At 43.3% G+C, this 9,409-nt stretch carries 11 protein-coding genes and 1 pseudogene; 2 read left to right on the plus strand and 10 right to left on the minus strand.

Annotated elements, in window-relative coordinates; genetic code table 11:
- Positions 1-197, plus strand: a pseudogene (locus B1A75_RS18505) (IS4-like element ISGka3 family transposase); the annotation flags it as partial.
- Between the two features lie 223 nt (positions 198-420).
- Here B1A75_RS18505 and B1A75_RS18510 read toward each other — a convergent pair.
- The 5 genes from B1A75_RS18510 to B1A75_RS18530 all read right to left on the minus strand — a co-directional run bounded on the left by B1A75_RS18510 (position 421) and on the right by B1A75_RS18530 (position 4,384).
- Positions 421-822: a transposase gene (locus B1A75_RS18510; RefSeq protein WP_052369177.1), complete on the minus strand. Its 402-nt coding sequence runs from the start codon at positions 820-822 to the stop codon at positions 421-423.
- 54 nt (positions 823-876) lie between these two features.
- Complete coding sequence (locus B1A75_RS18515; RefSeq protein ID WP_079936681.1) at positions 877-1,098, minus strand: transposase; 222 nt, start codon at positions 1,096-1,098, stop codon at positions 877-879.
- Between the two features lie 211 nt (positions 1,099-1,309).
- Positions 1,310-1,513, minus strand: a complete 204-nt coding sequence (gene copZ / locus B1A75_RS18520) for a copper chaperone CopZ (protein WP_042379748.1) — start codon at positions 1,511-1,513, stop codon at positions 1,310-1,312.
- A gap of 145 nt (positions 1,514-1,658) precedes the next feature.
- Positions 1,659-4,055: a heavy metal translocating P-type ATPase gene (locus tag B1A75_RS18525; RefSeq protein WP_042379746.1), complete on the minus strand. Its 2,397-nt coding sequence runs from the start codon at positions 4,053-4,055 to the stop codon at positions 1,659-1,661.
- 17 nt (positions 4,056-4,072) lie between these two features.
- Positions 4,073-4,384, minus strand: a complete 312-nt coding sequence (locus B1A75_RS18530) for a metal-sensing transcriptional repressor (protein WP_011230402.1) — start codon at positions 4,382-4,384, stop codon at positions 4,073-4,075.
- Between the two features lie 191 nt (positions 4,385-4,575).
- On the opposite strand from B1A75_RS18530, the gene B1A75_RS18535 reads away from it, so the two are divergent.
- Positions 4,576-5,283: a cytochrome c biogenesis CcdA family protein gene (locus B1A75_RS18535; protein WP_011230401.1), complete on the plus strand. Its 708-nt coding sequence runs from the start codon at positions 4,576-4,578 to the stop codon at positions 5,281-5,283.
- Positions 5,284-5,357: 74 nt separating this feature from the next.
- Here B1A75_RS18535 and B1A75_RS18540 read toward each other — a convergent pair whose 3' ends face one another.
- The 5 genes from B1A75_RS18540 to B1A75_RS18560 all read right to left on the minus strand — a co-directional run.
- Positions 5,358-6,623, minus strand: coding sequence for a redoxin domain-containing protein (locus B1A75_RS18540; protein WP_483299638.1), 1,266 nt, complete (start codon positions 6,621-6,623; stop codon positions 5,358-5,360).
- Entirely contained in the window at positions 6,505-6,843 is a 339-nt protein-coding gene (locus tag B1A75_RS18545) for an IS200/IS605 family transposase (RefSeq protein WP_483299639.1), read from the minus strand. Before B1A75_RS18545 ends, B1A75_RS18540 begins: the two co-directional genes overlap by 119 nt.
- Before the next feature lie 218 nt (positions 6,844-7,061).
- Positions 7,062-7,790 carry an urease accessory protein UreH domain-containing protein gene (locus B1A75_RS18550; RefSeq protein ID WP_079936683.1) on the minus strand — a complete coding sequence of 243 codons (729 nt, stop codon included), beginning with the start codon at positions 7,788-7,790 and terminating at the stop codon, positions 7,062-7,064.
- 109 nt (positions 7,791-7,899) lie between these two features.
- A complete protein-coding gene (locus B1A75_RS18555; RefSeq protein WP_079936684.1) occupies positions 7,900-8,871 on the minus strand; it encodes a F510_1955 family glycosylhydrolase in 972 nt (323 codons plus the stop codon).
- A gap of 115 nt (positions 8,872-8,986) precedes the next feature.
- A partial coding sequence (locus tag B1A75_RS18560) for a transposase (protein WP_139761769.1) occupies positions 8,987-9,409 on the minus strand: 423 nt, incomplete at its 5' end.

The raw sequence follows: 9,409 nt of genomic DNA on the forward strand, positions 1-9,409 counted from the left end.
AATATAAGGCGATGAGTATGATCAAGGAGTTCGGTATGGATTTCTTTCAAGCCTTATGGTGTTCTGAGGAGTTAGTTGTCCAACTCCTTTTAAAACTGTGTGACATCATCGCTCAACACGGAAAAAAATCAAGGCGTTATACAAAAAAGAGCGCTTTAGACATTATCGAGAGTTTGGTCATCATGCCGGTGTCATAAGAAATTCCCGCCTCATATACCATGAAAAAAACCTTCTATAGGGAAGGTGTATTTGGCATGCCTATCTTTATATATTCTCACGGTCACAGCCTCCAAAGATGAAAAGTGAAGCCTTGGAGCTACTCGCTCCAAGGCTTCACTTGATGGCTATGGGGGCTGACCCAAAAGTCCGCTTTTTAGCGGACTTTTGGAGCCAGCCCTCTTTGTTTTTTTGCATATTTCGTTAAATAGTCAACGCTTGGTTGTCCGGCTCGGCCTCCAAACGCTCTTCCCACTCCATGGTTTTCTCGCAGATCTCTTCCGAAGTGAAAGCAGGCGAAGCGTCGAATTCTTCCGCATGTTCTTCCGCCACAATCCCATCGATGTGGGCGATGAGCTGATCCACATTGACTTGCAATTTCTCCCGGTACTTCTCGGCAGACTTGCGCCAAACGAATGTGTACCGGTTGGCATTCGCTTCAATTTTCGTCCCATCGACGAAATCATCTTCCATGTTGACACAGCCGTCAGCGACAAGCAGAGTGATGATTTCCCGGAATAGATCATCAATCAGGCCTTTCATCCGTTCCGAGCGAAACCGGTTGATGGAACGGAAATCCGGCTTTTGAAACCCACTCAGCCACATGAGCGGAAGATGCACCTCCAATTCTCGGGCAATTTCTCGACCGTGGTACATTTTTTAGGTGTAAGCGTAGAGGATGATTTTCGTCATCATTTTGGAATGATAGGCAGAGGTGCCTCCCCCTTTATAGTAAGGAAGAAACGTCTCCATGGGGATGCGTTCGACCATCTCGTGAACCACGTGGGCCATGTGATCCGGCGAAATGAGATCAGCGATGTTGCTTGGCAGAGAGAGGTTGTCCATGGTACACTCTTTAAAGGAAATATGATCATGTTTCATAAAAGAATCGCCCTTCTTTCGGTGATAGTGGTTATGGCGACTCTATTCTACCAGAAAAAAGGGCGATTCTTCCATTTTTGAGTAAAAAAAGTGGGGCTGACCCAAAACGCGAATGCGTTTTGGGTCAGCCCCTTTTCTCATTCGTCTATCCCCCATCATCCGACGTTGGAAAATGGCCTCTTGCGCCTTGCTTATGCCTAACAGCATCTTTCTATTTGACATCATATCCTTGTTCTTCAATCGCTTTTTTCAGTTGTTCCACGCTGACTTTTGTTTCATCAAAGTCGACATCCACGGTGCCTTCTTCGAGATGCACTTCGACATGTTTCACCCCGTCCAACTCTGTCAAAGCATTTGTTACGGCTGCTTTGCAGTGCCCGCATGTCATTCCTTGCACATGCAATGTCATCATCATCATTGATTCCTCCCTGTAGAAAAATGGATTTTTCCGGTCTCTTCAAGGCGCCAAACATATAGGCGCCATCGTCTAACGAAACGGCGTCATTGCACCAGCAAGCTGCTTCACTGCTTGAAAACGCAATAGCGAATCCCGCACGGCCTTATAGTTTCACTCGCTTCAAACGAAGCGCGTTGGCGACAACCGACACGGAGCTGAACGCCATCGCTGCTCCAGCGATCCATGGCTCCAATAATCCGAAAGCGGCGACCGGAATGCCGATCGTATTATAAAACAACGCCCAGAACAGATTTTGCCGAATGTTTTTCATCGTTTGGCGGCTCAACTCAATGGCTTTCGGGATATGGCGTAAATCGCCGCCGACCAAGGTCACATCAGCTGTCTCGATGGCGACATCGGCTCCTGTGCCAATCGCCATCCCAATATCCGCTTTGGCCAAAGCCGGCGCATCGTTAATCCCATCGCCGACCATCGCCACTCGTTTTCCTTGTTTTTGCAATTCCTCGACGATGTTCGCTTTGTCTTCCGGGAGCACCTCGGCGTACACATGCTCAATGCCTACTTCATTGGCGATCGCTTCCGCTGTCCGTTGATTGTCCCCTGTTGCCATATAGACATCGATGCCCATTTGTTTTAATGTTTGAATCGCTTCTTTAGAGCTTTCTTTCACCGTATCCGCGACCGCAATGATGCCGGCAAGCTCTCCATCGATGGCCACAAGCATCGCGGTTTTTCCTTGTTTTTCAAGCTCTATCAGGCGATTTTCGCACTGAGAAATCCCGACAGCGCGGTCCTTCATCAATTTTCGCGTCCCAATCAAAACGGTTTTGCCGTCAATGACCGCTTCAATTCCGTGGCCGGTAATGGCGGAAAAGCGTTCCAACGTTTTTGGCGAAATCGTCTGTTTCTTCCCGTATTCAACAATCGCATGAGCCAGCGGATGCTCCGAAGCGCTCTCGGCGGAAACCGCATAATCGAGCATGTCCTCGCGGAAGGCTAGCACATCGGTGACTTCCGGTTTTCCTTTTGTCACTGTTCCTGTTTTATCGAGTAATACGGCATTGATTTTATGCGTTCCCTCTAGGTACTCACCTCCTTTAAAGAGAATTCCTTGTTCTGCCCCTTTTCCTGTACCGACCATAATCGATGTCGGTGTGGCCAAACCGAGCGCACAAGGGCACGCGATGACAAGAACAGCGATGGCCACCTCAAGCGCTTTGGCCAAATCACCCGGCGCAACGAAGAAGTACCAGATTAGAAAGGAAACAACCGCAATTCCGACAACAATCGGTACGAAAATGCCGGAAATGGTATCCGCCATCCGCTGAATCGGGGCTTTCGACCCTTGCGCCTCTTCAACGATTTTAATGATATTGGCCAGCGCGGTATCTTTTCCGACTTTTTCGGCACGAATGGTCAGTACGCCATTCGTATTCATCGTCGCCCCGATCACATAGTCGCCTTCCTTCTTATCAACCGGGATCGATTCACCGGTAATCATCGATTCGTCTACGGAAGAGGCGCCGGAGATGACTGTACCGTCTACCGGAATTTTTTCTCCTGGCTTGACAAGGATCGTATCGCCGATCACCACTTCCTCCAGCGGAACTTTCATTTCTTCCCCATTCCGAATGACGGTCGCTTCCTTCGCCTGCAGGCTGACCAACTTCGAGATTGCTTCGGTTGTCCGCCCTTTCGCAAGCGCTTCAAAGTATTTGCCGACAAGCACAAGCGTAATCAAGACGGCGCTCGTTTCAAAATACAGCCTCGGCATATAGTCAGGATTCCCAAGCGTCCGCCACGCTTCATACAAGCTGTAAAAGTACGCGGCCGATGTCCCCAGCGCCACGAGAACGTCCATGTTGGCGCTTTTGTTGCGCAACGCCCGATACGCCCCGACATAGAAGGGACCGCCGATGTAAAACTGAACGGGTGTAGCTAAAAGAAGCTGGAACCACGGATTCATCAGCCAATGCGGCATCGGCAAGCCGATATCAAACGGCATATGAGCCAGCATCGTATAGAGCAGCGGCAACGATAAGATGATGGAAATGGCGAGTTGCCGTTGTTTTTGTTTCAGCCGCTCTTCTTTCCGACCAGCATGGTCTTGTTCTTCGTTTCGAATTTGCCCCCTGTACCCAAGCTTTTTGATTTTCTCTAAAATGTCTTCGACAGATGTGACACCCTCCTTGTATTCGACCACCGCGCTGTTTGTCGCCAAGTTGACAGCAGCGCTTGTAACACCTTCCATCCGATTTAACCCTTTTTCAATCCGTGTCGCACAGGCCGCACATGTCATTCCTTCAATATCAAGCGTCACTTTTTCTGTCGCAACGCCATACCCCAAATTCTCAATTTTCATTTCGATATCGGCTATATTTTGCTTCGATGGATCATATTTAATCGTTGCTTTTTCCATTGCCAAATTGACATTGGCTTCTACGCCATCCATCTTATTTAATACTTTCTCAATCCGATTGGCGCACGCGGCACATGTCATGCCGGTCACTCTAAGTGTGACATGCTTTTGTTCACTCATAATGCTTCCCACTCCTTTCACTTTGAGAACTGTTTAATGACATCCATTAATTCGCGAATGGATTCTTCTCCACTTCCTTCGCGGATCGCTTTAGACACACAATGGCTGACATGACGTTCTAACAAGTTCAATCCTACTTTATTTAACGCTGCCGTGATCGCTGAAATTTGCACTAAAATATCAATACAATAACGATTGTCCTCCACCATTTTTTGCACACCGCGCACTTGTCCTTCGATGCGCTTCAAGCGCTTGATGATGCTTTCGATTTCCTGTTCCGTTCGTGGAACCATTTTTTTATCCATATTATGATCTTCATAATGGTTCATCAAACATCACCTCTTTTAATTACATTATACCGGTAATGGGTATAAAACGCAACAGAGATACCCTCTACAAATCATGTTCACCACAAAACCGTAATCAATACCTGCGCAGGAAAAAGCCCGCTTTCCACAAAAAATTCACAATTTTATTTTACAGTATCGTTATCAAGATCGAAAAGAGAGGATCGATCAATATGAACGATATCAATATATTTCTAGCTTTCGGAGCGGGATTACTGTCTTTTATATCCCCTTGTTGTTTACCGCTATACCCAGCTTTTTTATCTTACATTACTGGAGTATCCGTTGATGAAATAAAGAAAGAAAATGGGATGCTTCAAAAACGAGCAATACTCCATACATTCTTTTTCTTGCTCGGTTTTTCCGTCATCTTCATCGCTATTGGTTTTGGTACTTCTGTAATAGGAAAACTATTCGTTGATTACCAAGATTTAATCAGACAAATTAGTGCCTTATTCATTGTCTTTTTTGGTCTCGTCATTTTAGGTGTATTTTCACCTTCCTTTATGATGAAAGATAAACGGTTAGTTTTCCGGAACAAGCCTTCCGGTTATTTTGGCTCTATTTTAATTGGCATAGGATTCGCTGCGGGCTGGACTCCCTGCACAGGTCCAATTCTTGTATCAGTGATCGCGTTGGCGGCTACCAAACCGAGTGCAGCCATGTTATATATGTTCGCCTATGTATTAGGGTTTGCCGTGCCTTTTTTCATCATGTCGTTTTTTATCGGCAAGTTAAATTGGATAAAAAAATATAACACTGTCATCGTCAGAGTCGGGGGAATTCTGATGGTTATCATGGGAATTATGCTGTTTTTTGATTGGATGACAAAAATTATCATCTTTTTTACCGATTTGTTTGGAGGATTCACAGGTTTTTAATATCAAAAACATCCCCCTGAGTGGATAGTCACAATTCCTGTCACTTCCACTCAGTGGGAACCATCATTTACCTTTTATTGAATTCCTGAAATCATGCGATCCATCGTTTCATAAGACATAGGACCTACATATTTATTTCTGATAACTCCATTTTTATCAATGATATACGAGGTAGGAATCGTTATTGCACCATATAGATTTCCAATGTCTCCTTGCTCATCAAGCACAACTTTAAATGTGATCCCTTTCGCTTCCACAAAATCGCTCACCGCATTAGAACCTCTTTCGCTATTCGTCAAGTTGACTGCCAAAATTTCCACATTGCTATCTTTATTGTTTTCGTAGAACTTTTGCATTTCCGGCATTTCAGCTCTGCAAGGCGGACACCAAGTAGCCCAAAAATTCAATATCACTGTTTTTCCACGCAAATCAGACAATTTTATTTTATCCCCTGTAATTGAAAGTAATTCAAAATCCGGAGCAACCTCTCCTTTATTCGTGCCGATTTTTCCCCAATCCAATGAAGTAGATAGAACTGATTTTGATTTGACCTTTCCCGCTTCCTGTTGACTGTTAAAAATAGAAGATACAGCAATACTTACCACCATCACACCTAAAGCGAGTTGATTGATTACATTTCCCCGTCCTTTGTTCCTATCCTCAAGAGCCGCTTCTCTTTCTCGCCTCTCTAACCAATATGAAATACATATAAAAACGATAACGAGAGAGCCGTACAACCATACTTCTTTTGATATGATTACTGTATTTACAACATATTTTTTATACAGGGCTAGTTCGAATTGAATGAGATGGAACCATATCAGAAGTTGCAATAAAGTTTTTTGAGTTTTGACTCGTGATGCTACTATAAAAAAACAAATCGCTACTATTGCTTGCAAAATGATGAAATAATTTTGGGAATTTTCCATTACTCGGATCCATGCAAAAGTGCTAAAATAGCCAAAATATACTGGAACCATTGCCCGCGTATAAGAAGCCACAGGAATATTCTGCTTTTTTACGTATAGCCAAGTATAGACCGTGATAAAAACAATCGCCATACTAATGCCAACATATCCCCCATTAAAATAAAGGATTGTCATCGGATTTTGTAAAACTGAATTCGGATGTAAAACGACATAACTAAATTTCCAAATAAGTACACCGTTAATAAAACTGTTAAAAATGAAGTCCATGATGCTTCGTTCTACCTTTAATACTTTAATACCATAATAAAACATGACATAACTCATCAATAAGCCGCTGATAAGCAAAAGATTTTCGCCCTGAACGACTATATTGCCGAATTGCAATATACATTCCCCCAAAATTGTTGTCAACAAACAAAAACTCCTTGACCAGAAATATTCTTTCCACAGTTTTCTTTTTACTTGTGGAAAATGCTTTTTGATCCAATCGAGAACTTGCGCTTTTATAGGCATTGATGAACTTCGATAATTCTGTATTTGGGTGCGCTTTGAACAAAATATGAACATGGTCGTAATCATGATTCCATTCAATCAAAGAAATATGATAATTTTTCCCAAGTCGAACAAACATATCTTTCGCATAATCAGAGATGTCATCGTCAATCACTTTTCAGCGATATTTGACAACCAAAACAAGATGATAATACAACAGGAATACTGAATAATAGCCTTTCATTATATCTAAAACTGATTATATCATGATGAGAGACAGCTTTAGACTGTGCCTAACCGAAATTCATCTCCCACTTTCACTTCGTTTCGAAGTGGGAGACTTCTTTCGGACGGATGTTAAAACCAATAAGTGATGGTATCTAACACGCCCAGCAATACCATCACAATTCCAGCGGTTTGCTGAATGAGCTTCCCTACCTGTCTTCCTTTTTTCATGACAGTACCGCTCAATCCTAAGTACCAAAGGATGAGGATGAATAAAATAACCGGTACAGAAGTTCCGACGGCAAAGACGCTCGGCAACAACACTCCATAAGACGTTGAGTATACGAGAGGCATTAGAGTAACAAAAAATAGAACAAACATCGTTGGACAAAAAGCCAACGAAAAGCCAAATCCCATGAAAAACGAACCGATTTTTCCTTTTACCCATCTCTCCGGCACTCTGAACAAAGTGACATTCCAATACATTTTAAAAAGCCCTAACAAATACAAGCCTACGAGAACAAGAATCGGGCCAATCAGCTTTCTTAACCATGGAAAGTATAGTGTCAGTGTACTTTGAATCTCCTTCCCCATCAACCAGACGATCAAGCCTAACCCGGAAAAAGCGATGACCTTTCCGAAAATAAATAAAAGCAGTTCTTTCCAAGCGATCCCCTTTTGCAGAGATTGGTTGCTGTACAACGTGATTGCTCCTAAGTTGCTAGTCAGCTGGCACGGAGCCATCGCTCCGACTATGCCAAGAAGAAACGCTGACAAAACAGGAAGCGCTGTTGTGCTGTTGGCCATATTAAGAAACGGCTGGCTTAGCAGGTTGCTGATTTGGCTTAGGAATGAATACACTCTTCTTCTCACCCTCTCCATCCGTTACTTATATTGTAGCAGTGAATTTTGCAAAAATTATGGAGCGATATATTTTTAGGCAAACAAAAAGACATGCGCCCGCATGTCCCTATATTTCCCCTTCTGATGCTAGTTTTGTCCAACTTCCACCGTTATTTTTTGTCATAAAAATATCCCCATTCATTGTAACGATCACAATTTCTTTGTCGTTTGCTGGATTAGAAGTTATATACATGATATGATCTTTTTCATCCAATGGCGGAACAGCAAGAACTTCTTCTTGTTTTGTGTCTAATGATTGTTTGATGAGTATAGGCTGATCATTCTCTACAGCTGCAAATACAACCGACTTTTCTTGAAACATAAATGTCGTCGTATCAATTTTTCTCGTAAACCGTTCAAACGTATTCCCGTTATCTCTCGAAATGAAAACTCCCTCGGCTGTACTAATCCCGACCATATTTTCATCCGTTGGGTGAGCAGCAATCGTTCTCGCTGCCGTTTGCGGCAGGCCGTTCAACTGACTTGGCGACCACGTTTTGCCGTCGTCTTTACTGTAAAATACCCCTTGTCCAAGCGTTTCATTTTCTTCTTGATTCACCACATAGATGGTATGGCTTTTATAACCAACCGTCATATAATGGAAATCGGACTCTTTATAAAATCCTAAATTCATTAATGTTTGTCCATTATCAAAACTTTTCACAAGACCAAGTGGATTTCCTAACGATGAACCTTCTTCAGGATGTCCCGATGAATAAAAGCCGTCGTCCGTAGCTGAAAAGCCCATATAATCATGTTTATTGGAAACCGTTTCATACCACTTATTGTCTTGGTAAACGAGCAACCCTTCATGAGTAGCAAAGTAAACCGCATTTTGATTGCCTGCATAACCAACTCCATGCAAATGTTCGATCTTCCCTTCCTTTTTTTCTTTAAAGAAAGGATTATTGGTAACAGATACATTAGATTTTGACTGTTCTTTGCTCGTAATAAAAGCCTGTTCTTTTTCGTTGGATGATGAACAGGCGCTTAGAAGAAGAGCGGATGTGATGATGATGACTTTCTTCATTTTTGTCATAGATGTTCATTCCCCTTCATGCATAGTGTAAATCGTCGCATACTTTTATACTTTATCGGATAAATTTGCAGAATGTATGGATTTCAATAAACTGTAACGATTTCACGAGTGTTGATTATCCAAAATTAGACATACGCCTTCCATAAATTTGGGCATACTCAAACAAAGCAGCGGCCATCCCGGATTTCCAATCGAGAGGAAGCTGCCCAGAGAAAAAACGGCGAACAAACGAAATGAAGGAAAGAGAGACGTTCGTCTGTTTTTTGGTTTGATCATACAGCCATCGCAGCAACACATACGCGATGAACGCCGCAAACAGTTGGTTGTATACCGCATTTTCCGTCGTGMCAAACAAGGTCGGGACATTCAGATATTGCTTCACCCAACGGAAAAAGACCTCAACAGTCCAACGTTGTTGGTACATGTCGGCAATGGGTTCCGCAGACGCAGGGAAGACGTCCGTCACGACCCGAATGTCGCGGCCAGTCGCATCTAGAAAGATCCACACCCGGGGACGCTTGGTGGAGCGGCATTGTTT

Source organism: Geobacillus sp. LEMMY01, assembly GCF_002042905.1.
GTDB classification, from domain to species: domain Bacteria; phylum Bacillota; class Bacilli; order Bacillales; family Anoxybacillaceae; genus Geobacillus; species Geobacillus proteiniphilus.

What these genes read in the sequence shown, in the direction of transcription:
- B1A75_RS18525 (WP_042379746.1), bottom strand. Translation starts at nt 4,055, where the DNA reads ATGAGTGAACAAAAGCATGTCACACTTAGAGTGACCGGCATGACATGT.
- B1A75_RS18555 (WP_079936684.1), bottom strand. Translation starts at nt 8,871, where the DNA reads ATGACAAAAATGAAGAAAGTCATCATCATCACATCCGCTCTTCTTCTA.
- B1A75_RS18530 (WP_011230402.1), bottom strand. Translation starts at nt 4,384, where the DNA reads ATGAACCATTATGAAGATCATAATATGGATAAAAAAATGGTTCCACGA.
- B1A75_RS18535 (WP_011230401.1), top strand. Translation starts at nt 4,576, where the DNA reads ATGAACGATATCAATATATTTCTAGCTTTCGGAGCGGGATTACTGTCT.
- B1A75_RS18510 (WP_052369177.1), bottom strand. Translation starts at nt 822, where the DNA reads ATGTGGCTGAGTGGGTTTCAAAAGCCGGATTTCCGTTCCATCAACCGG.
- B1A75_RS18545 (WP_483299639.1), bottom strand. Translation starts at nt 6,843, where the DNA reads ATGTTTGTTCGACTTGGGAAAAATTATCATATTTCTTTGATTGAATGG.
- B1A75_RS18515 (WP_079936681.1), bottom strand. Translation starts at nt 1,098, where the DNA reads ATGAAACATGATCATATTTCCTTTAAAGAGTGTACCATGGACAACCTC.
- copZ (WP_042379748.1), bottom strand. Translation starts at nt 1,513, where the DNA reads ATGATGATGACATTGCATGTGCAAGGAATGACATGCGGGCACTGCAAA.